Genomic DNA, 20,029 nt, shown 5'->3' with positions numbered 1-20,029 from the left:
ATGCGCAGAGTCAACCAAGGCTTCACCCTGATCGAAATCATGATCGTGATTGCGATCATCGGGATCATCATCACCATCGCCGCACCGAGCTACACCGAGTACCTGAAAAAGGGCCGGCGTGCCGAAGTGGTGTCGCTGCTCTCGGAGCAGGCGCAGAGCCTCGAGCGTTTCTATACCAAAAACAACGTCTACACCGGCATCACCGGGCTGAGCACGGGCAATGATTTCTACACCATCACCCCGACGATCGCTGACCAGACCTTCCTGCTGACCGCCACCCGCAAGGCTGGCACTGCCATGGCCACCGACAAGTGCGGGGACTTCACCCTGACCAACACCGGTGTCAGAAGCATGAACAACGCAACCACCGGGCTGACCACCAAGGATTGCTGGGGCCGCTGAGGTACCTTCTCAAGGGCGCCTTTTGCGCCCACTGTCTTTTTTACGGTTGGATCAAACATGACCAGGCAACAGCAAGTGGTGATTGTCGGTGGCGGGGTGATTGGCCTGCTGACCGCCTACAACCTCGCCTCCGAAGTGCGCAGCGTGGTGCTGCTGGATCGTTCGAACGTCGGCCAGGAATCGTCCTGGGCCGGCGGCGGTATCGTTTCGCCGCTGTACCCGTGGCGCTACAGCCCGGCAGTCACCGCGCTGGCGCATTGGTCGCAGGATTTTTATCCACAGCTGGGCGAGCGGCTGTTTGCCGATACCGGCGTTGATCCTGAAGTGCACACCACCGGCCTGTACTGGCTGGATCTGGAGGATGAAGCCGAAGCGCTGGCCTGGGCCGAGCGGGAAAACCGTCCGCTGCGGGCTGTGGATATCTCGGCGGCGCACGATGCGGTGCCGGTGCTGGGCGGCGGGTTCTCCCGGGCGATCTACATGGCTGACGTGGCCAACGTGCGTAACCCGCGTCTGGTCAAATCGCTGAAAGCCGCTTTGTTGGCGCTGCCGAACGTGATCCTTCACGAGCAATGCGAAGTTCGCGGGTTTGTGCGCGAAGGCGAGCGGGTGGTTGGCGTCGAAACGTCGAAAGGCCTGATCAGCGGCGATCAAGTGGTGCTGACGGCCGGGGCATGGAGCGGTGATCTGCTCAAGACGCTGGACCTGACACTGCCGGTCGAGCCGGTCAAGGGCCAGATGATTCTCTACAAGTGTGCGGCGGATTTTCTGCCGAGCATGGTGCTGGCCAAGGGACGGTATGCGATTCCGCGTCGCGACGGGCACATCCTGATCGGCAGTACGCTGGAGCATGAAGGCTTCGACAAGACCCCGACCGAGGTTGCGCTGGAGAGCCTCAAGGCTTCGGCGGTCGAGCTGCTGCCGGCTCTGGCGGAGGCTGAAGTGGTGGGGCATTGGGCCGGTTTGCGTCCGGGCTCGCCGGAAGGCATTCCGTATATCGGCCGGGTGCCGGGGTTTGAGGGTTTGTGGCTGAACTGCGGGCATTACCGCAATGGCCTGGTGCTGGCGCCGGCGTCGTGTCAGCTGTTTGTCGATGTGATGCTGAGGCGGGCGCCGATTATTGATCCGGCGCCGTATGCGCCTGAAGGTCGTATTTAAGGCAAAAGCCAAAGATCGCAGCCTGCGGCAGCTCCTACAGGAATCGCATTCCAATGTAGGAGCTGCCGCAGGCTGCGATCTTTTAAGACTCAATCCAGGCCGAGTTTCTTCAGCCGATAGCGCATCGACCTGAACGACAGACTCAAACGCTGCGCCGCCGCCGTACGATTCCAGCGCGTTTCCTCCAGCGCCTGCAGAATCAGTTTGCGCTCGACGTTCTCCAGATAATCCTCAAGATTGTCGATCTGCGTCAGGTCGGCAATACCGCCCTCGACCGTGCAATTACCTTCGCTGAGACGCAGATCTGCGGCCTCGATCAACTGGTTTTCACACAGCGTGTGCGCTCGCTCGAGGACGTTTTCCAGCTCCCGCACATTCCCCGGAAAGCGGTAGCTCTTCAGCGCCTCAAGCGCCTGTGGGTGCAAACGAGCCGCCGCGCGGCCGCTGCCTGCCGCCAGACGCTGGAGCATCCGCGCAGCCAGCACTTCGATGTCATCGCGCCGTTCGCGCAGGGATGGCACGCGCAGTTCGATCACGTTCAAGCGGTAATAAAGATCCTGGCGAAAGCGCCCGGCGGCGACTTCGGCGTCGAGATCCTTGTGGGTGGCGCAAAGAATGCGCACATCGACCACCGCTTCCTGCTGGCCGCCGACGCTGCGCACGGCCTTCTCCTGAATCGCTCGCAGCAATTTCACCTGCATCGACAGCGGCAGGTCCGCCACCTCGTCGAGAAACAGGGTGCCGCCGTGCGCGGCCTGGAACAGTCCGGGTTTATCCTCGACCGCGCCGGTGAAGCTGCCCTTGCGATGGCCGAAAAACTCGCTTTCCATCAGTTCGGACGGAATGGCCCCGCAATTGACCGGCACGAACGGCTTGCTGGCGCGCGGCCCCTGTTCGTGGATCAGCCGCGCGACCAGTTCTTTGCCGCTGCCCGATTCGCCGCTGATGTAGACCGGGGCCTGACTGCGCGCCAGTTTGTCGATCTGTTTGCGCAGCTCGCGCATGGGCTGCGAGTCGCCAAGCAGGCGCCGATCTATCGACGATACAGCGCCACCCGCTGCCGGCATGCGCAATGCGGTGCTGACCAGTTCGCGCAGGCGCGTGAGATCAACCGGTTTGGTGAGGAAGTCGAAGGCCCCGGCCTTCAGCGCATTGATCGCTGTTTCCAGGCTGCCATACGCGGTGATCATCGCTACCGGCAGTTGTGGATAACGTTGCTGGATGTGCTGCACCAGGTCCAGCCCCGTGCCGTCAGGCAGGCGCATGTCGGTCAGGCACAGATCAAACGCATTGCGCTGCAACAACGACTGGGCTTCGCCGAGATTGCGCGCGCTGAAGGTGTCGAGTTTCATCCGTCCCAGGGTGATTTCCAGGAGTTCGCGGATATCCGGCTCGTCGTCGACGATGAGGATTTTTTGCCGTGGGCTCGTGTTCAACTTTGTTTCCGTCCGTGAGCAAAGGTGATGCGAAAGCAGCCGCCGCCTTGGCGTGGTTTGAAGTCTAGGCGCGCCTGGTTGCTTTCGCACAGCTCACGGGACAGATAAAGCCCAAGGCCGGTGCCCTGGCTGCTGGTGGTGAAGAACGGTTCGAACAGATGCGACTGCTGATCGGGCGGCACACCGGGGCCGTTGTCCTGCACTTCGAGCACCGCCAACTGGCTGTCAGGATCGATGAACAGCGCCAGCCAGACTTCGGCCTGCTCATGCAGCAGGGCGCTGTGTCGCCAGCCATTGCGTAATAGATTGTCGAGAATCTGCGTGAGCTGGTCGGGGTCCATCAGCGTGATGAAGTCCCCGGAATTGATCCGCAAATGAATCGACTGGCGTTCGTTCGCCTGTTCGCGGCTCTCGGCAACAAAGTGTTCCAGCCAAGGCTTGAGATCCAGGCGTTGCGGAGCACTCTGCTGGCGACGCGACAGTTGCAGGACGTTTTCGATGACTCGGTTCATGCGCTGGGAGTGGTCTTGAATAATCTGCGTCAGACGCCGATCGGCGCCATCGAGTTCCTCGGACTCGCCCAATAGCTGCGCGGCGTGACTGATGGCCCCCAATGGGTTGCGGATTTCATGGGCGATGCCGGCGGTCAGGCGCCCGAGCGCGGCGAGCTTGAGTTGCTGGGCTTGTTGGGCGACTTGCGCAAGGTCTTCGAGAAATACCAGGGTTTGCTGGTTCGGACTCTGTGCGAGGGCGATGAAGTTCGGTTGCAGTTCCAGACCGTTGCCGGGGATTTTCAGACTCTGCGGGCGCAGGGTCGGGTTGCTCAGCCACAGTTGCAGGCGCTCGACCAGTGTCGGCGAGTAGTCATCGATCAAATGCCCCTCAAGGTGCGACTGCGCCAGCAGGCTTTTCGCGCTGTGATTGGCCAGCTGTACCCGGCGTTGTTCGTCGAGCACCAGAATGCCGGTGCGCATACGCTGCAGAATCAGGGCGTTGAGGGCCTCGAGGCCGACCACCTCGCTGGCGCGCTGTTCGGCGAGGGTCTCGCTGACTTCCAGGCGCCGGACCAAACCCTGTACCAGCAGTGAAGCGGCAAAACACAGGGCGCCGAGGGTCCCGGCTTGCAGGTAATTATTGGCACTCAGGGGCTGGCTGAACCCCAGCAGGAAACTGGAAGCGACAATGCCGAGGGCGCCGATGGCGGCAATCAGCAGACCGATTCGCCGGCGCAGCAGGGTGTTGGCGATCGCCACCGAGACAATCAACAGGTTGCCGATGGCGCTGGCGACGCCGCCCGCCGCGTAGAACAGACCGCACAGCAGCAGCACATCGACCAGTGCCAGGCTGAACAGCTGCGCCGGACGGCGGGTATTCTCGAGGAACACCACCAGCAGAATGTTCAGCACCAGATACAACCAACTGCCGCTGCGCAGCAGGTCGTCGTCGGCCGAGGTCAGCAGGCGGTTGTCCATGTTGCTGGAGATCAACAGCACCAGGGTGATGCCGACGCTCAAACGGTAGAGATGATAGAGACGCAGCAGGCGCTGCGCCTGTTTACTGTCGGCGTGGGCGGCCTCAGCGATCACTGGTGCCCGGGCCTTGCTCAAGGTGAGCCTGGCTGCAATACCACTGTTGCTGAAGGTTCAGCGCGCGATCGCGCGGCAGGTGCACGCCGCAATGGGCGCAGCGCACCATCGGCGCGGCGTCTTGCTCGCGGGGCGACTGGGCGGAAGCGGCGGGCGCCTTGAATTTTCGCCACAGCCATACCGCAGCAAAAATCAGGACAATCCAGAACAGTAAACGGAGCATGATGGGCGGCTTTTTGGCTAATGATTCGGCAGTTTAGCCAAGGAGCCGGCAAGCGCACAGACTATTAATGCGCGGCAATGAAAAAGGGAGATCCGCAGATCTCCCTTTTTTGTGACGCCCGGTGTGATCAGTCGAACACGCCGAAGGTCATGTAGCTGAACCACGAACGGTCATCGTTGTTGCCTGCGGCTTCGTGATGTTCTTCTTCAATCACGTCACCGTTTTCGTCTTTAGGCTTGAGCTCGTTCGGGATCGCGTCTTTCGCGTCCTGGAATTGCTTCTGCACGTCCTGGTTGGCGCGGGTTTCTCCCGGCGGCAGCGGTGGACGCGATTCGATCAGACCCAGCGTCGCCTTGCTCAGGAACGAACGGTTGTCGGCTTCGGCGACCGATGGCACGAACTGACCGTCTTTCAGGCTCGGGTGATTCGGGTAGTTGAGCTTCAGGGTTTCCAGGCTGGTGGCGGCCAGATCGTCCAGGTGCAGACGCTGGTAAGCCTCGGTCATCACCGCCAGGCCGTCGCCGACCGATGGGGTTTCCTGGAAGTTTTCCACTACATAACGGCCACGGTTGGCGGCGGCGACGTAGGCCTGACGGGTCAGGTAGTAGTCGGCTACGTGGATTTCGTAGGCGGCCAGCAGGTTGCGCAGGTAGATCATGCGCTGCTTGGCGTCCGGCGCGTAGCGGCTGTTCGGGTAGCGGCTGGTCAGCTGGGCGAACTCGTTGTACGAGTCGCGGGCAGCGCCCGGGTCACGCTTGGTCATGTCCAGCGGCAGGAAGCGCGCCAGCAGGCCGACGTCCTGGTCGAAAGAGGTCAGACCTTTCAAGTAGTACGCGTAATCCACGTTCGGATGCTGCGGATGCAAACGAATGAAACGCTCGGCGGCGGACTTTGCAGCTTCCGGCTCGGCGTTCTTGTAGTTGGCGTAGATCAGCTCCAGCTGCGCCTGATCGGCGTAGCGACCGAACGGATAACGCGACTCCAGGGCCTTCAGCTTGGCTGTGGCGCTGGTGTAGCTGTTGTTGTCCAGATCAGTCTGAGCCTGCTGATACAGCTCGGCTTCGCTGAGGTTTTCGTCTACGACTTCCTTCGATGAGCAAGCAGCGGTCAATGCGAGGATGGCGATCAGCAGCAGGTGTTTCACTTGCATGGCGGCTTGCGTCCCTATGACGGCCGCTGTCTTGGGCGGGGCCGTCCTGTTATGATGAGCGCCCCGTTGAAAAGCCTCGGGGCAAAAGACGCCGTATTTAACCACAAGCGCGCAGCCGAAACCAAAGGCTGTGCCGACGCCCAGTCAGAGCATGTCCGATAAAATTGAACTTCGCGCAGAGGTGCCGTCCGATTTGGGCGGCCAACGCCTCGATCAAGTCGCCGCCCAACTCTTCGCTGAGCACTCACGCTCGCGCCTTTCCGCCTGGATCAAAGAAGGTCGCCTGACTGTGGACGGGGCGGTCATCCGCCCGCGCGACATCGTGCACGGCGGTGCCATCCTTGAGCTGACTGCCGAGCAGGAAGCCCAGGGCGAGTGGATCGCCCAGGACATCGAGCTCGACATCGTCTATGAAGACGACGACATCCTGGTGATCAACAAGCCTGCGGGCCTGGTGGTGCACCCGGCTGCCGGTCACGCCGATGGCACCTTGCTCAACGCCTTGCTGCACCACGTGCCGGACATCATCAATGTCCCGCGCGCCGGTATCGTGCATCGTCTGGACAAGGACACCACCGGTCTGATGGTGGTGGCCAAGACCATTCAGGCGCAGACCAAACTGGTTGCCCAGCTGCAAAGCCGCAGCGTCAGCCGGATCTACGAGTGCATCGTGATCGGTGTCGTGACCGCCGGGGGCAAGATCAACGCTCCGATCGGCCGTCATGGTCAGCAGCGCCAGCGCATGGCAGTGATGGAGGGTGGCAAGCCCGCCGTCAGTCACTACCGCGTGCTGGAGCGTTTCCGTTCGCACACGCATGTGCGGGTCAAACTGGAAACCGGCCGCACCCACCAGATCCGCGTGCACATGTCGCACATCAACTTCCCGTTGGTCGGTGACCCGGCGTACGGCGGGCGTTTCCGCATTCCGCCGGCCGCGAACCCGACCATGGTCGAATCCCTCAAGCACTTCCCGCGCCAGGCGCTGCATGCGCGCTTCCTTGAGCTGGATCATCCGACCACCGGTGAGCGCATGAGCTGGGAATCGCCGCTGCCGGAAGACTTCGTCTGGCTGCTGACCCTGCTCAAGCAGGATCGCGAGGCATTCGTCGGATGAACTGGCTGACGCCGGACTGGCCTGCGCCGGCCAGCGTCAGGGCCTGTGTCACCACCCGCGAGGGAGGTGTCAGCGAGGCGCCGTTCGACAGCCTCAATCTGGGCGATCATGTCGATGATCGCCCGAACGCAGTCGCCGAGAATCGTCGGCGTCTGACCGAACACTTCTCGATAAAGCCTGCCTGGTTGCAGCAAGTGCACGGGATTGCCGTGGCCGCTGCGGATCCGTCCGTCGTCGCGACGGCGGACGCCAGCTGGACTTCAACGCCGGGCATTGCCTGCGCAGCCATGACGGCAGACTGTCTGCCCGCGTTGTTCTGTGATCGTGCCGGTACTCGCGTCGCGGCGGCTCACGCCGGTTGGCGCGGTTTGGCGGCGGGCGTACTGGAAGCCACGCTCGATCATTTTGACACCGCACCTGCGGATATGCTGGTCTGGCTCGGCCCGGCCATCGGCCCGAAAGCCTTCGAAGTCGGCCCGGAGGTACGCGAAGTCTTCGTCAATCAATTGCCGGAAGCAGCCTCCGCCTTCGTCCCTAGCCACAATGCTGGCAAGTTCATGGCCGACATCTACCTGCTGGCGCGCCTGCGCCTGGCTGAGCGCGGTGTCACTGCGGTTTATGGCGGCGGTTTCTGCACCGTGACCGATCCACGCTTCTTTTCTTACCGCCGTGCGTCGCGCACTGGTCGATTCGCCTCCCTGGTCTGGCTCACCCGCTAGACTTGTCTGACTTGCATCAACGCTCCGACGCTTGAATCTTCCAGAATCGACCGCATCTACAGTGGTATCTGGCAGGTTTCTTTATTCAGGATGGTTTCAGGTCCGGCCTGCTCAAAAGGAAGGTGACCCCATGCGTATAGACCGTTTAACCAGCAAGCTTCAATTGGCGTTGTCCGACGCCCAATCCCTGGCCGTTGGCCACGATCATCCGGCCATCGAGCCGGCGCACTTGATGCAAGCCATGCTTGAACAGCAGGGTGGTTCGATCAAGCCTCTGCTGATGCAGGTAGGCTTCGACGTCAACAGCCTGCGTAAAGAGCTGACCAAAGAGCTCGACCAATTACCGAAAATCCAGAACCCGACCGGCGACGTCAACATGTCGCAGGATCTGGCGCGTCTGCTCAACCAGGCCGATCGTCTGGCCCAGCAGAAGGGCGACCAGTTCATTTCCAGTGAGCTGGTGCTGCTCGCCGCGATGGACGAGAACAGCAAGCTCGGCAAGCTGCTGCTTGGCCAGGGTGTGAGCAAGAAAGCCCTGGAGAACGCCATCAACAACCTGCGCGGTGGTGAGGCGGTGAATGACGCCAACCACGAAGAGTCGCGTCAGGCGCTGGACAAATACACCGTCGACCTGACCAAGCGTGCCGAAGACGGCAAGCTCGATCCGGTGATCGGCCGTGACGACGAAATCCGCCGCACCATTCAGGTACTGCAGCGTCGCACCAAGAACAACCCGGTGCTGATCGGCGAACCTGGTGTGGGTAAAACCGCGATTGCCGAAGGTCTGGCCCAGCGCATCATCAACGGCGAAGTGCCGGACGGCCTCAAGGGCAAGCGTCTGCTGTCGCTGGACATGGGCGCACTGATTGCCGGTGCCAAGTATCGCGGTGAGTTCGAAGAACGCCTCAAAGCGCTGCTCAATGAGCTGTCGAAGCAGGAAGGGCAGATCATTCTGTTCATCGACGAGCTGCACACCATGGTCGGCGCCGGCAAGGGCGAAGGTTCGATGGATGCCGGCAACATGCTCAAACCGGCGCTGGCCCGCGGCGAGCTGCACTGCGTCGGCGCAACCACGCTCAACGAGTATCGCCAATATATAGAGAAGGATGCGGCGCTTGAGCGGCGCTTCCAGAAAGTGTTGGTGGACGAGCCGAGCGAGGAAGACACCATCGCCATTCTGCGTGGCCTCAAAGAGCGTTATGAGGTTCACCACAAAGTGGCGATCACCGACGGCGCGATCATCGCCGCGGCCAAGCTCAGCCATCGCTACATCACTGACCGGCAGTTGCCGGACAAGGCCATCGACCTGATCGACGAGGCCGCCAGCCGTATTCGCATGGAGATCGATTCCAAGCCGGAAGTGCTGGACCGTCTGGAGCGTCGCTTGATTCAGCTCAAGGTTGAATCTCAGGCACTGAAGAAAGAAAGCGATGAAGCGGCGATGAAGCGCCTGGAAAAACTCCAGGAAGAAATCGTCCGCCTCGAGCGTGAGTACTCGGATCTGGAAGAAATCTGGAACTCGGAAAAAGCCGAGGTACAGGGTTCGGCGCAGATTCAGCAAAAGATCGAGCAGTCGCGTCAGGAACTGGAAGCGGCGCGCCGTAAAGGCGATCTCAACCGCATGGCCGAATTGCAGTACGGGGTGATCCCGGATCTGGAGCGCAGCCTGCAAATGGTCGACCAGCACGGCAAGAGCGAAAACCAGTTGCTGCGCAGCAAGGTGACCGAAGAGGAAATCGCCGAAGTCGTTTCGAAGTGGACCGGTATTCCGGTGTCGAAAATGCTCGAAGGCGAGCGCGACAAGCTGATGAAGATGGAAAGCCTGTTGCACCAGCGTGTGATCGGTCAGGACGAAGCGGTGGTTGCGGTCGCTAACGCAGTACGGCGCTCGCGTGCCGGGCTGGCGGATCCGAATCGTCCAAGTGGCTCGTTCATGTTCCTCGGCCCGACCGGTGTCGGTAAAACCGAGCTGTGCAAGGCATTGGCCGAGTTCCTCTTTGATACTGAAGAGGCGATGGTGCGGATCGACATGTCCGAGTTCATGGAGAAACATTCCGTGGCGCGGCTGATCGGTGCACCACCAGGCTACGTGGGCTACGAGGAGGGCGGTTACCTGACCGAAGCGGTACGCCGCAAGCCTTACTCGGTGATCCTGCTGGACGAGGTCGAGAAGGCGCATCCGGACGTGTTCAACATTCTGCTGCAGGTGCTGGAGGATGGCCGTCTGACCGACAGCCACGGGCGTACGGTGGATTTCCGCAATACCGTGATCGTCATGACCTCGAACCTCGGTTCGTCGCAGATCCAGGAACTGGTCGGTGACCGTGAGGCGCAGCGTGCAGCGGTGATGGACGCGCTGACGTCGCACTTCCGTCCGGAGTTCATCAACCGGGTCGACGAAGTGGTGATCTTCGAGCCATTGGCGCGGGATCAGATTGCGGGCATTACCGAGATCCAGCTGGGCCGTCTGCGTAGTCGTCTGGCCGAGCGCGAGCTGAAGCTGGAACTGAGCCCGGAAGCGATGGACAAGCTGATTGCCGTCGGTTACGACCCGGTCTATGGCGCACGTCCACTCAAACGTGCGATCCAGCGCTGGATCGAAAACCCGTTGGCGCAGTTGATCCTGTCGGGGCATTTCCTGCCAGGCGATACGGCAACCGGCAAAGTGGTGAACGACGAAATCGTTTTCGACTGAGCCGAAACGCCAATGAAATAAGGAAGGCCTCGCTTTGCGAGGCCTTTTTTTCGTTAGGCTGTTGAACTCTAAGGAAAAGGCTTGTAAAGTGCGCCCCGCAGTCAGTCACCGGCAGCGTTTCAACCCACTGGGTTGAAAACTGAAATAAGTTGCAAATCATTAACTTGAAAGCAATTTAGGGGGTTGACAGAGGTGTTCTAGGTTGTAGAATAGCGCGCCTCAGACACACGAACGCAGCGATGCGAAAACGGTGTCGAGAAGCTTCAAGTTTCACCGTTGTAAATTGAAATATGTAGTTCCGTGATAGCTCAGTCGGTAGAGCAAATGACTGTTAATCATTGGGTCCCAGGTTCGAGTCCTGGTCACGGAGCCAATTTCAAGCCGGGGTATAGCGCAGTCCGGTAGCGCGCCTGCTTTGGGAGCAGGATGTCAGGAGTTCGAATCCCCTTACCCCGACCATTTTTGGGTCGTTAGCTCAGTTGGTAGAGCAGTTGGCTTTTAACCAATTGGTCGTAGGTTCGAATCCCACACGACCCACCATTTTTGAAACCAGTTAGCGCTGGGATCGAATCTTAAGATCAGAGGCCAAAAGCGCTGATCGAAGAAGGCGATCTTTGAAAGGTCGCCTTTTTTTACCGGGGTATAGCGCAGTCCGGTAGCGCGCCTGCTTTGGGAGCAGGATGTCAGGAGTTCGAATCCCCTTACCCCGACCATATTGAAAATCCTCGTATCGAAAGATACGGGGATTTTTTTTGCCCATGAAAAACTTCGCCGCACCGCAGAAAAAAATGTGGGAGCGAGCTTGCTCGCGAAAGCGGTGTATCAGTCGACATGAATGTTGAATGATACGACCCCTTCGCGAGCAAGCCCGCTCCCACCGTTTTTAAATCAATGCAGCTTCAGGCGTGGCTCGGTGCCGCGACCGATCTTGCTGCCCAGCATCAGCATTGCCGTACGGAACGGCCCGTACAGCGCCATCTGGTGCATGCGATACAGCGACACGTAGAACATCCGCGCCAGCCAGCCCTCCAGCATCACGCTGCCGGTCAGGTTACCCATCAAGTTACCCACAGCCGAAAAACGCGACAGCGAAATCAGCGAGCCGTAGTCGGTGTATTTGTACTCCGGCAGGGTTTTGCCCTCGATGCGCAGCTTCAGTGACTTGGCCAGCAGCGATGCCTGTTGGTGCGCGGCTTGTGCACGCGGCGGCACGTTGCGATCCGAACCCGGCTGCGGGCAGGCGGCGCAGTCACCGAAGGCGAAAATGTTTTCGTCGCGGGTGGTCTGCAACGTCGGCAGCACTTGCAGTTGATTGATGCGGTTGGTTTCCAGACCGTCGATGTCCTTGAGGAAACCCGGTGCGCGAATCCCCGCTGCCCAGACTTTCAGGCTGGCCTTGATCTCGTTGCCGTCGGCAGTGATCAGGCTGTCGGCGGTCACTTCGCTGACAGATGCGTTGGTCATCACATTGACCCCGAGTTTCTCCAGAGTCTTGTGCACCGGGCCACTGATGCGCTCCGGCAGGGCTGGCAACACCCGTGGGCCGGCTTCGATCAAGGTGATGTGCATGTTTTCCGGTTTGATCCGGTCCAGGCCATAGGCCGCCAGCTCGTGCGCCGCGTTGTGCAGTTCTGCGGCCAGCTCGACGCCCGTGGCGCCGGCACCGACGATCGCCACGCTGATCTGTTCGACCACATCGGTCTGCCCGGCATGCGCGCGCAGGTAATGGTTGAGCAACTGCTGGTGGAAGCGCTCGGCCTGTTTGCGGGTGTCGAGGAACAGGCAGTGCTGCGCTGCGCCCTGGGTGCCGAAATCGTTGGTGGTGCTGCCGACGCTGATTACCAGCGTGTCGTACTGCACTTCACGGGCGGGAACCAGTTCCACGCCGTTTTCGTCGTAGGTGGCCGCCAGCTGGATTTTCTTCTGCGCGCGATCAAGCCCGCTCATGCGCCCCAGCTGGAACTCGAAGTGGTTCCATTTCGCCTGGGCAACATAGTTGAGTTCGTCTTCGGAAGAGTTCAGCGATCCGGCGGCCACTTCGTGCAGCAGGGGCTTCCAGATGTGCGTGAGGTTCGCGTCGACCAGCATCACACTGGCCGTGCCACGCTTGCCCAGGGTCTTACCCAGACGGGTAGCCAACTCCAGACCGCCGGCGCCGCCGCCTACAATAACAATACGATGGGACATGGGGATAACTCGCAAGGTTTTTAAAGGAAATCGGTGCAATCACCTTCGCGAGCGCAATGCTGCTCATAGCGTCAGGTAACTGATAAGTCGGCTCAGCAAGCCCAGACCAATGGTCACTGCCAGCACCAGCACCAGGAGCATCCACGGCCGGAAAGGCCGGCGCTCGACACGGTGTTGGGACAACTGCAGGTACTCTTCGACATGCTTCTGGTCTTCGGGGTTCAGGCGGCTGGTCATAAAGGCCTCGTCAGGTAGACGTTGCTGAAGGTGGGGAAGCTACAGCGGTTTTTAACCCGGGTTGAATGCAGCATAGCCACTGGCCGGAACCGGTTCGACAGAAACACCGTCGTCGAGGCGAATGATCCCGCTTTGTAACACCCGCGCGGTAATTCCGCCATGCCCGCGCACGGCTTGAAAGGTGCCGGGGCCAAGGTTGTTTTGCAGGCGCGCACAGGGCTGACACCAGCCGGTGGTCTCGAATATTGCCTGACCGATGCGAAAGCGCCGACCTTTGAGACTAAACAGATTGATACCGCTGATGACCAGATTGCGCCGCAGGTCTTCAGGCCTCACGGGTTGATCGGCAGGTCGGCCCATCAGTGCGTTGATCACGGCCAGGTGTTCGAACTGAATCAACGTCACTTGCCGCGCGTTGCGTACACCCGGGCGGGCGTGATCGCCGGTCAATCCCGCTTCGAGCCGTGCCTCGACGGCGTCAAGCTCGATCATCGGCCCGCGAGACTCGGGGCGCACGCCGATCCAGCGAACGCGGCCGCTCTGCGGCACGTCGGCGATCAACTGCTGCAGCGGCGTCACAGGCTGATCCCGACATCGAAGACGATGCTGCGACCGAGGTTGCTGCGCAGAAAGTCCGGCGCATCGGGATGGGCGAACAGCACCCGGGCGAACGTCGGGCCGACCAGCGACAGCGAGCGCCAGCCCTGACGCAGATACTCGGTCGGCGGTGGAAAATGGCTGTTGAGGTCCAGCACCTCGCGCTTGAGACTGGCGAAGGCGATGATGTCCAGTTCGCCCAGATCCATGCCGCGTTCCTTGTAGTTGTGTGCTTTTTTGCGCAAGGTCGGCGCCAGTCGCAGCAAGAACTCATTGGCCGGGATCCGCCGTGGCTTGGCTTCACGCCGCACCAACTGGCTGAGGGAAAACGCACTGCGCCGGCGCTGCAGTTCGTCGCGCCATTCGTCGTTGAGCCGGCGACCTTCATCGAGAACGAAGAACACTTCGAAATTGGCATCACGAAACAGCACGTCCGGCGGTTCGCCGGCGGGGGCGAACTCATCGGCGCGGTAAGGGATGTTCAAGCCTTGCAGCAGGCGCTGGCAGACCCAACGCTCACGCTCCCATTTGCGGGCATTGGACAGGAACGCGTTGGCTTGCTCGGCCGCAATGGTCAGCAGGCGTAGGTAATCTGAGTCATCCATAGGCCAAGCTTAGCGTTCAAATGCGACAAGCAGAAAGCTTTGCATCGGCTGATGCCCGGAAGAGGGCGGTGTAGACTCCGATGAAGGAATCAAACCCATGGAGAAGGTAAGGGATTCATGATCGGTGCAGAACTGCTGTCCTCGACGAGCCTGACACTCGGCTGGCTGATTTACCTGCCGGTGCTGTTGTGGGCGATCTGTCGTGCGCCGTGGGTCGAGTTGTTCAGCGACAGTCGTCGTCAGCATCTGCTGTTCGGCACCGTGTTCGCCTTGTTTCTGCTGTGGCTGGTGCGCAGGGATTTCGACACCGGGGTTTCCTATCACTTCATCGGCATGACCGCGGTGACGTTGTTGCTTGACTGGCCGCTGGCAATCATCGGCGGGCTGGTGGCGCAACTTGGGCTGGTGCTGCTCGGGCGTCAGGATCTGGCGGCAGTCGGAGTCAACGGTACGCTGCTGATCCTGTTGCCGGTGTTGATCACCGAATGCGTGGCGATCCTCGTCGAGCGCGCGCAGCCGCGTAATCCGTTCGTGTATATCTTCTGTTCCGGGTTCTTCGCGGCGGCGTTGTCCGCATTGCTGTGTCTGACGCTGAGTCTGGGCCTGCTATGGTACGACGGTCTGTTCGCCATGCCGGAATGGCTGGAAGATTTTGTCGGCTACCTGTGGCTGCTGATCTTTCCCGAAGCGTTCATCAACGGCATGGTGATCAGCGCGCTGGTGGTGTTCAGCCCCGAGTGGCTGGAAACCTTCAACCGCACCCGCTACCTTTCGGCGCCGTGGAAGGACGACGATCCCAAGTCTTGATCCACATCAAATCCGCTACCCGCGCGGCATTTCATGCTCGGCCAAATTCCTTCAGGAGCAGCGGCATGAGTGTGTACGAGTGGGCGAGGCAGGAGACGCGGCAGAGTCTGGACATGGCGCTGGAGGTCGGTTTCGATCCGGGCCTGAGTCTGCGCGCCTTGCTCAGCGCGGTGGTGCAGCAGAGCAAGACGGTGCGCAACGCCGAAGACCTGGCCGACGAGTTGCGCTTTCTCGCGGAAAACCTCGACGACGATCAGGACTACGGCTTCATGCGGCCCTGATCCCGTTCAGTGACGCGGGTCGAAATCGCCGGAGAACATTTCGTCTTCGGCATCCGGGGCGACCGGAATCTTGTGCTCTTCGGACGCCCAGGCGCCGAGGTCGATCAGCTTGCAGCGATCGGAGCAGAATGGGCGGAATTTGTTCTCTGGGGTGAATTCCACGGGGGCGCCGCAGGTTGGGCAGTCAACGGTTGGGATTGGGCTCATGCTTGGCCTCCGGATAAAGTCAGGTAAAAGTGATGCAGGCGCTCGACCTCGCTGTGCAGCCAGGCGAGGTCGCGGTCGTTGACCACCACATCATCGGCACGGCTCACGCGGTCTTCGCGGCTCGACTGGGCCTTGAGGATCGCCTGGACCTGCTGTTCGCTGGTCTGATCACGCTGCAAGGTGCGTTCGATCTGCAGTTGTTGCGGGGCGTCGATCACCAGGATGCGCTGGGTCATCGCGTATTGCCCGGATTCGATCAGCAGCGGCGACACCAGAATCGCATAAGGCGATTTTGCCAGCGCCAGATGGTGAGCGATTTCCTCGGCGATCAACGGATGCAGCAAGGCTTCGAGCCAGCGGCGTTCCTCCGGCACTTCAAAGATCAATTTGCGCAGGGCCGCACGGTCCAGCGTGCCATTGGCTTGCAGGACGCCGGGCCCGAAGTGTTCGGCAATCTTCGCCAGTGCCGGACGCCCCGGCTCGACCACCCAGCGCGCTGCGTGATCGGCGTCGACCACATGGATCCCGAGATCGATGAAGTGCTGGGCAGCGGCGCTTTTACCGCTGCCGATGCCGCCGGTCAGGCCGAGAATCCAGGGTTTTTCCACAGGGGTATTCATTTCAAACCGACAAACTGCCAATAGAAGTCGGTTATTTGACCACCCCAGAGCAAGGCAATCCAGCCGGCAATTGCCAGATACGGGCCGAAGGGGATCGGCGTCGAGGTTTTCTGCTCACGCAGGCGCAGCAGAATCACCCCGACAATCGCCCCCACCAGCGACGACAGCAGGATCGTCAGCGGCAGAATCTGCCAGCCACCCCAGGCGCCGAGCAGCGCCAGCAGCTTGAAATCGCCATGACCGATGCCGTCCTTGCCGGTCAGCAGCTTGAACAGCCAGAACACCGACCACAGCGCCATGTAGCCGGCCACCGCGCCCCACAGCGCCGCGTGCAGCGAGACAAACAGCCCGAAGCTGTTGACGATCAGCCCCAGCCACAACAACGGCAACACCAGCACATCGGGTAGCAGCTGATGTTCGGTGTCGATCAGGCTCATCGCCAGCAGCCCCCAGGTGAGGACGATCAACAGGCCGGCCGACCAGCCGAACCCCAGATGCCAGGCGACAAATGCCGAAAGCAGGCCGCAGGCCAGTTCGGTCAGGGGATAGCGTTTGCTGATCGGTGCGGCACACGCGGAGCAGCGCCCGCGCAGCAACAGGTAGCTGAGCAGCGGAATGTTTTCCCACGCCCGAATCCGGTGGCCGCAATGCGGGCATTCGGAGTGCGGCAGCATCAGGTTGTAGGTCGGCAGTGGGGTTTCGCTCGGCAGGCCGAGGACGTCCTGGGCCTGCTGGCGCCAGTCGCGCTCGAGCATTTTCGGCAGACGCCAGACCAGCACGTTGAGAAAACTGCCGACCACCAGACCCAGCAACAGGGCAGTGCACACAAAGGCCAGCGGATACAGACTGAAAAGTTCGTCGATAGGCATGTCAGATCGCTGAGCCGAGTTGGAAGATCGGCAGGTACATGGCCACGACCAGCCCGCCGACGATGACCCCGAGCACCACCATGACGAACGGCTCCATCAGGCTGGTGAGGTTGTCGACCATGTTATCCACTTCCTCCTCATAAAAACCGGCGACCTTGTCGAGCATGTCGTCCAGCGCACCCGACTCCTCACCGATGGCGGTCATCTGCACCGCCATGTTGGGGAAGACGCCGGTGCTGCGCATCGAGAAATTCAGCTGCATGCCGGTGGCGACGTCCTGGCGGATACGCAGCACGGCACGTTTGAACACCACGTTGCCGGTGGCGCCTGCCACCGAATCCAGTGCCTCCACCAATGGCACGCCTGCGGCGAAGGTGGTCGACAGGGTGCGAGCGAATCGCGCCACCGCCGACTTGTACATCAGCGTCCCCACCAGCGGCAGTTTCAGCAGCCAGGTGTCTTTGCGGTCGCGCAATGCCTGGGATTTCTTCAACGCATGACGGATGCCGAACACCGCTGCAATCAGTGCTCCAAGCACCGCCCACCACCATTGCTGCATGAACTCCGAGATACTGATTACCATCAGGGTAAAGGCCGGCAGTTCAGCACCGAAACCGGAAAATACCGACTGAAACTGCGGCACCACTTTTACCAGCAGAATCCCGGTAATGACCATTGCCACCAGCACCACGGCGCTGGGGTAGGTCAGGGCTTTCTTGATCTTGGCCTTGAGTGCTTCGCTCTTTTCCTTATAGGTCGCGACCCGCTCAAGCAACGTATCGAGGGCGCCGGATTGCTCGCCGGCATCCACCAGGTTGCAATACAGCTCATCGAAATACTGCGGCTTCTTGCGCAGGGCCGCGGCGAAGCTGTTGCCGGCCGCCACCTCTTGCTTCACCTCGTCCACCAGTTTGCGCATCGCCGGGTTGTCGAAGCCTTCGCCGATGATGTCGAACGACTGCAGCAGTGGTACGCCGGCCTTCATCATGGTTGCCATCTGCCGGGTGAACAGGGCGATGTCCTGGGCTTTGATGCGTTTGCCGAGGCTGAGCAAAGAGGTGGATTTCTTGCGCACCTTGCCCGGGTTGATCCCCTGCTTGCGCAGTTGGGCCTTGATAAGCGCGGGGTTCTGCCCGCTCAACTCGCCCGTGACCTTGCTGCCTTTGCGATCCGTGCCTTCCCAGGCGTAGATGCTGATTTTCGCTGCCTTGACCGCCATGTTCAGTCCTTGGTGACCCGGTTGATTTCTTCCAGGCTGGTGATGCCTTGCATGGCCTTGTGCAGGCCGGAGGTGCGCAGGTCGTCGAAGCCGTCGCGACGCATCTGGCTGTCGATTTCCAGCGAGTTGCCTTCGGCCATGATCAGCCGTTGCAGCTCGGGGGTGTTCTTCACCACTTCATAAATCCCCACGCGGCCCTTGTAGCCGCCGTTGCAGAGGTCGCAACCGACCGGCTCATAGATCGTGAAACTGCCGATCTGTTCCGGCGGGAAACCTTCCCTGATCAATGTCTCGCGAGGGATTTCGATCGGTTTCTTGCAGTGGCTGCACAGCTTGCGCGCCAGGCGCTGGGCAATGATCAGGCTCACCGAGGTGGCGATGTTGAACCCGGGAATACCCATGTTGTGCAGACGGGTCAGGGTTTCTGCGGCGCTGTTGGTGTGCAGCGTGGACAGCACCAGGTGGCCGGTCTGCGCGGCCTTGATCGCGATCTCGGCGGTTTCCAGGTCGCGGATTTCCCCGACCATGATCACGTCCGGGTCCTGCCGCAGAAACGAACGCAGGGCCTGAGCAAAATCCAGCCCCTGTTTCGGATTGACGTTGACCTGGTTGATGCCTTCCATGTTGATTTCCACCGGGTCTTCGGCAGTGGAAATGTTGATGTCGACGGTGTTGAGGATATTCAGGCCGGTGTACAGCGATACAGTTTTCCCCGACCCGGTAGGCCCGGTCACCAGAATCATGCCCTGCGGCTGCTTGAGTGCTGCCATGTACAGCTCTTTCTGCGCCGGCTCGTAACCCAATGCATCGATGCCGATCTGCGCGCTGGACGGGTCGAGAATCCGGATCACCACTTTCTCGCCCCACAAGGTCGGCAGGGTGTTGACCCGAAAGTCGATCGACTTGGTCTTCGACAGGCGCATCTTGATCCGCCCGTCCTGCGGTTTGCGCCGTTCCGAGATATCCAGGCTGGCCATGACTTTCAGGCGTGCGGCGATTCGCCCGGCCAACTGGATCGGCGGTTTGGCCACCTCGCGCAGGATGCCGTCGGTGCGCACCCGCACCCGGAAATTTTTCTCGTAAGGTTCGAAGTGCAGGTCGGAAGAGCCACTCTTGATCGCGTCGAGCAGCATCTTGTGCACGAAGCGCACGACCGGCGCGTCGTCGGCGTCGAGGCCGCCAATGGCATCCTGGCGGCTGTCGTCGACGGACTCGACATCCACGCCGTCGAGATCGACGTCGGCCATGTCTTCGAGACCACTGGCGTGAGTGTCGAAGAATTTCTCGATGGCATCAGTGAGCTTGTCGTCCTCCACCAGAATGGCTTCGGTGCTCAGTCCGGTGCTGAACTGAATGTCATTGATCGCCTGATGATTGCTCGGGTCGGAAATACCCACGAACAGTTTGTTGCCACGCCGCCACAAGGGCAGGGCGTGGTGCTGGCGCACCAGTTTTTCACTGACCAGGCCTTTGGGCTGGGTTTCCTTGTCGAGGCAATTGAGGTCCATGAAGGCCATGCCGAAATGCTCGGAAGCGATCTCGGCCACCTGTGAGCTCTTCACCAGTTTGTTCTGCACCAGGTAGCTGACCAGCGACAGCCGATTGCGCTGCGCCTGTTGCCAGGCCTGCTGGGCGCTTTTTTCCGTAAGCAGTTCGGCCTGCACCAATTGCTTGGCCAGACCGCTCAGAGCGATGTCATTCATGGGGATTCCGGATGCTGACAGTTCATGACTTATAGCCTAGTCAAGTGACAGCGCCAAACACCCCCGGTACAGGTGACAAAAAGTGTCAGATAGTGCGGTTGCAGGTTGTAGGAAATGACATCGCACACGCTTTGCGCCCAATGGACGGGGCCTGGAAGGCATTGGCATGGCCTATGCTGCGTCTCTTTCAGATCATGAGATTTCGACTCATGCA

At 60.6% G+C, this 20,029-nt stretch carries 20 protein-coding genes and 4 tRNA genes; 11 read left to right on the top strand and 13 right to left on the bottom strand.

The genetic code is table 11. The features are described from left to right. Together PMI25_RS11435 and thiO are read left to right on the top strand one after the other, a co-directional pair. Complete coding sequence (locus PMI25_RS11435) at nt 1–402, top strand: type IV pilin protein (protein ID WP_007963842.1); 402 nt, start codon at nt 1–3, stop codon at nt 400–402. A gap of 57 nt (nt 403–459) precedes the next feature. After that, complete coding sequence (thiO, locus tag PMI25_RS11430; RefSeq protein WP_007963845.1) at nt 460–1,560, top strand: glycine oxidase ThiO; 1,101 nt, start codon at nt 460–462, stop codon at nt 1,558–1,560. Between the two features lie 89 nt (nt 1,561–1,649). Here thiO and PMI25_RS11425 read toward each other — a convergent pair whose 3' ends face one another. From PMI25_RS11425 to PMI25_RS11410, 4 genes are all read right to left on the bottom strand, one after another. Next, complete coding sequence (locus PMI25_RS11425) at nt 1,650–2,996, bottom strand: sigma-54-dependent transcriptional regulator (RefSeq protein WP_007963847.1); 1,347 nt, start codon at nt 2,994–2,996, stop codon at nt 1,650–1,652. Further along, entirely contained in the window at nt 2,993–4,582 is a 1,590-nt protein-coding gene (locus tag PMI25_RS11420; protein WP_007963849.1) for a sensor histidine kinase, read from the bottom strand. Before PMI25_RS11420 ends, PMI25_RS11425 begins: the two co-directional genes overlap by 4 nt. Continuing rightward, the gene (locus PMI25_RS11415) at nt 4,572–4,805 is read right to left on the bottom strand and encodes a PP0621 family protein (RefSeq protein WP_007963850.1); all 234 of its coding nucleotides are present in this window, start codon (nt 4,803–4,805) and stop codon (nt 4,572–4,574) included. Before PMI25_RS11415 ends, PMI25_RS11420 begins: the two co-directional genes overlap by 11 nt. Nucleotides 4,806–4,932: 127 nt before the next feature. Further along, nucleotides 4,933–5,955 carry an outer membrane protein assembly factor BamD gene (locus PMI25_RS11410; RefSeq protein ID WP_007963851.1) on the bottom strand — a complete coding sequence of 341 codons (1,023 nt, stop codon included), beginning with the start codon at nt 5,953–5,955 and terminating at the stop codon, nt 4,933–4,935. A gap of 151 nt (nt 5,956–6,106) precedes the next feature. Between PMI25_RS11410 and rluD the strand changes: the two genes are divergently transcribed. The 7 genes from rluD to PMI25_RS11375 all read left to right on the top strand — a co-directional run bounded on the left by rluD (nt 6,107) and on the right by PMI25_RS11375 (nt 11,196). Beyond that, nucleotides 6,107–7,069 carry a 23S rRNA pseudouridine(1911/1915/1917) synthase RluD gene (gene rluD, locus PMI25_RS11405; RefSeq protein ID WP_007963852.1) on the top strand — a complete coding sequence of 321 codons (963 nt, stop codon included), beginning with the start codon at nt 6,107–6,109 and terminating at the stop codon, nt 7,067–7,069. After that, the gene (gene pgeF / locus PMI25_RS11400; RefSeq protein WP_007963854.1) at nt 7,066–7,788 is read left to right on the top strand and encodes a peptidoglycan editing factor PgeF; all 723 of its coding nucleotides are present in this window, start codon (nt 7,066–7,068) and stop codon (nt 7,786–7,788) included. Before rluD ends, pgeF begins: the two co-directional genes overlap by 4 nt. A gap of 130 nt (nt 7,789–7,918) precedes the next feature. Beyond that, a complete protein-coding gene (gene clpB, locus PMI25_RS11395) occupies nt 7,919–10,483 on the top strand; it encodes an ATP-dependent chaperone ClpB (RefSeq protein ID WP_007963856.1) in 2,565 nt (854 codons plus the stop codon). A 297-nt stretch (nt 10,484–10,780) separates the two neighbouring features. Continuing rightward, nucleotides 10,781–10,856: transfer RNA gene (locus PMI25_RS11390), tRNA-Asn, on the top strand. 9 nt (nt 10,857–10,865) lie between these two features. Continuing rightward, a tRNA-Pro gene (locus tag PMI25_RS11385) sits at nt 10,866–10,942 on the top strand. A 5-nt stretch (nt 10,943–10,947) separates the two neighbouring features. Next, nucleotides 10,948–11,023 (top strand) — tRNA-Lys (locus PMI25_RS11380). A gap of 96 nt (nt 11,024–11,119) precedes the next feature. Then, nucleotides 11,120–11,196: transfer RNA gene (locus tag PMI25_RS11375), tRNA-Pro, on the top strand. 175 nt (nt 11,197–11,371) lie between these two features. Here PMI25_RS11375 and PMI25_RS11370 read toward each other — a convergent pair. The 4 genes from PMI25_RS11370 to PMI25_RS11355 form a co-directional block, all read right to left on the bottom strand. Further along, on the bottom strand, nt 11,372–12,670 hold the full coding sequence (locus PMI25_RS11370; protein ID WP_007963857.1) for an NAD(P)/FAD-dependent oxidoreductase: 1,299 nt from the start codon (nt 12,668–12,670) through the stop codon (nt 11,372–11,374). Nucleotides 12,671–12,733: 63 nt separating this feature from the next. Beyond that, complete coding sequence (locus PMI25_RS11365) at nt 12,734–12,907, bottom strand: DUF3094 family protein (protein WP_003228304.1); 174 nt, start codon at nt 12,905–12,907, stop codon at nt 12,734–12,736. A 51-nt stretch (nt 12,908–12,958) separates the two neighbouring features. Continuing rightward, the gene (locus tag PMI25_RS11360; RefSeq protein ID WP_007963858.1) at nt 12,959–13,486 is read right to left on the bottom strand and encodes an MOSC domain-containing protein; all 528 of its coding nucleotides are present in this window, start codon (nt 13,484–13,486) and stop codon (nt 12,959–12,961) included. Continuing rightward, nucleotides 13,483–14,109: a DUF1780 domain-containing protein gene (locus tag PMI25_RS11355; RefSeq protein ID WP_003228301.1), complete on the bottom strand. Its 627-nt coding sequence runs from the start codon at nt 14,107–14,109 to the stop codon at nt 13,483–13,485. The genes PMI25_RS11360 and PMI25_RS11355 overlap by 4 nt, the downstream gene beginning before the upstream one ends. 117 nt (nt 14,110–14,226) lie before the next feature. Here PMI25_RS11355 and PMI25_RS11350 point away from each other — a divergent pair, with 117 nt between their 5' ends. Both PMI25_RS11350 and PMI25_RS11345 read left to right on the top strand, forming a co-directional pair. Then, on the top strand, nt 14,227–14,916 hold the full coding sequence (locus tag PMI25_RS11350; RefSeq protein WP_007963860.1) for an energy-coupling factor ABC transporter permease: 690 nt from the start codon (nt 14,227–14,229) through the stop codon (nt 14,914–14,916). A 65-nt stretch (nt 14,917–14,981) separates the two neighbouring features. Continuing rightward, nucleotides 14,982–15,197, top strand: a complete 216-nt coding sequence (locus tag PMI25_RS11345; protein ID WP_003228298.1) for a hypothetical protein — start codon at nt 14,982–14,984, stop codon at nt 15,195–15,197. A gap of 6 nt (nt 15,198–15,203) precedes the next feature. Here the strand turns inward: PMI25_RS11345 and yacG are convergent, their stop codons facing one another. The 5 genes from yacG to pilB are packed head-to-tail and all read right to left on the bottom strand — an operon-like array spanning nt 15,204 to nt 19,815. Beyond that, nucleotides 15,204–15,404, bottom strand: coding sequence for a DNA gyrase inhibitor YacG (gene yacG, locus PMI25_RS11340; RefSeq protein ID WP_007963861.1), 201 nt, complete (start codon nt 15,402–15,404; stop codon nt 15,204–15,206). Continuing rightward, the gene (coaE, locus tag PMI25_RS11335) at nt 15,401–16,024 is read right to left on the bottom strand and encodes a dephospho-CoA kinase (RefSeq protein ID WP_007963864.1); all 624 of its coding nucleotides are present in this window, start codon (nt 16,022–16,024) and stop codon (nt 15,401–15,403) included. Before coaE ends, yacG begins: the two co-directional genes overlap by 4 nt. Further along, complete coding sequence (locus PMI25_RS11330) at nt 16,021–16,893, bottom strand: prepilin peptidase (protein WP_007963866.1); 873 nt, start codon at nt 16,891–16,893, stop codon at nt 16,021–16,023. The genes coaE and PMI25_RS11330 overlap by 4 nt, the downstream gene beginning before the upstream one ends. A 1-nt stretch (nt 16,894) precedes the next feature. Further along, nucleotides 16,895–18,112 carry a type II secretion system F family protein gene (locus PMI25_RS11325; protein ID WP_007963867.1) on the bottom strand — a complete coding sequence of 406 codons (1,218 nt, stop codon included), beginning with the start codon at nt 18,110–18,112 and terminating at the stop codon, nt 16,895–16,897. Between the two features lie 2 nt (nt 18,113–18,114). Beyond that, nucleotides 18,115–19,815 carry a type IV-A pilus assembly ATPase PilB gene (gene pilB, locus PMI25_RS11320; protein ID WP_007963869.1) on the bottom strand — a complete coding sequence of 567 codons (1,701 nt, stop codon included), beginning with the start codon at nt 19,813–19,815 and terminating at the stop codon, nt 18,115–18,117. Nucleotides 19,816–20,029: the final 214 nt, after the last annotated feature.

This window comes from Pseudomonas sp. GM30 (assembly GCF_000282275.2).
In the GTDB taxonomy this organism is placed as follows: domain Bacteria; phylum Pseudomonadota; class Gammaproteobacteria; order Pseudomonadales; family Pseudomonadaceae; genus Aquipseudomonas.
The sequence above is the reverse complement of the archived record's forward strand: the minus strand, read 5'-3'. Positions and strand labels throughout refer to the sequence as shown.

Bases quoted from the DNA above. Each gene is read 5' to 3' on its own strand.
- PMI25_RS11410 (WP_007963851.1), bottom strand. From the start codon at position 5,955: ATGCAAGTGAAACACCTGCTGCTGATCGCCATCCTCGCATTGACCGCT.
- PMI25_RS11350 (WP_007963860.1), top strand. From the start codon at position 14,227: ATGATCGGTGCAGAACTGCTGTCCTCGACGAGCCTGACACTCGGCTGG.
- coaE (WP_007963864.1), bottom strand. From the start codon at position 16,024: ATGAATACCCCTGTGGAAAAACCCTGGATTCTCGGCCTGACCGGCGGC.
- pgeF (WP_007963854.1), top strand. From the start codon at position 7,066: ATGAACTGGCTGACGCCGGACTGGCCTGCGCCGGCCAGCGTCAGGGCC.
- PMI25_RS11435 (WP_007963842.1), top strand. From the start codon at position 1: ATGCGCAGAGTCAACCAAGGCTTCACCCTGATCGAAATCATGATCGTG.
- clpB (WP_007963856.1), top strand. From the start codon at position 7,919: ATGCGTATAGACCGTTTAACCAGCAAGCTTCAATTGGCGTTGTCCGAC.
- pilB (WP_007963869.1), bottom strand. From the start codon at position 19,815: ATGAATGACATCGCTCTGAGCGGTCTGGCCAAGCAATTGGTGCAGGCC.
- thiO (WP_007963845.1), top strand. From the start codon at position 460: ATGACCAGGCAACAGCAAGTGGTGATTGTCGGTGGCGGGGTGATTGGC.
- PMI25_RS11345 (WP_003228298.1), top strand. From the start codon at position 14,982: ATGAGTGTGTACGAGTGGGCGAGGCAGGAGACGCGGCAGAGTCTGGAC.
- PMI25_RS11365 (WP_003228304.1), bottom strand. From the start codon at position 12,907: ATGACCAGCCGCCTGAACCCCGAAGACCAGAAGCATGTCGAAGAGTAC.
- PMI25_RS11370 (WP_007963857.1), bottom strand. From the start codon at position 12,670: ATGTCCCATCGTATTGTTATTGTAGGCGGCGGCGCCGGCGGTCTGGAG.
- PMI25_RS11330 (WP_007963866.1), bottom strand. From the start codon at position 16,893: ATGCCTATCGACGAACTTTTCAGTCTGTATCCGCTGGCCTTTGTGTGC.
- PMI25_RS11325 (WP_007963867.1), bottom strand. From the start codon at position 18,112: ATGGCGGTCAAGGCAGCGAAAATCAGCATCTACGCCTGGGAAGGCACG.
- PMI25_RS11355 (WP_003228301.1), bottom strand. From the start codon at position 14,109: ATGGATGACTCAGATTACCTACGCCTGCTGACCATTGCGGCCGAGCAA.
- PMI25_RS11415 (WP_007963850.1), bottom strand. From the start codon at position 4,805: ATGCTCCGTTTACTGTTCTGGATTGTCCTGATTTTTGCTGCGGTATGG.
- yacG (WP_007963861.1), bottom strand. From the start codon at position 15,404: ATGAGCCCAATCCCAACCGTTGACTGCCCAACCTGCGGCGCCCCCGTG.
- rluD (WP_007963852.1), top strand. From the start codon at position 6,107: ATGTCCGATAAAATTGAACTTCGCGCAGAGGTGCCGTCCGATTTGGGC.